Annotated in this window: 1 protein-coding gene; it reads left to right on the plus strand. The window is 68.1% G+C overall.

Going from position 1 to position 232, the window contains the following annotated elements; translation table 11 throughout:
• A partial coding sequence (locus EN851_RS36585) for a hypothetical protein (protein WP_189522004.1) occupies window positions 1-232 on the plus strand: 232 nt, incomplete at both ends.

Consider the following 232-nt stretch of genomic DNA (forward strand, 5'->3'; position numbering starts at 1 on the left):
CTGGACAACACCTCGGGCAACACTACCCATGACGACTTCGCCGTCCAGGTGGTCGATTCCGACGGTGATCCGGCCTCCACGACGCTCTCCATCGCCATCGTCGACGACGTGCCGACGGCGGTTGCCGACACGGACAGTGTCACGGAAGGCGGCACGGCGAGCGGCAACGTGATTACCGGCGTCGGCAGCGACGGCAATGCGGCCGGCGCCGACACCAAGGGTGCCGACGGCG

The organism is Mesorhizobium sp. M8A.F.Ca.ET.208.01.1.1 (assembly GCF_004791315.1).
Lineage (GTDB): Bacteria > Pseudomonadota > Alphaproteobacteria > Rhizobiales > Rhizobiaceae > Mesorhizobium.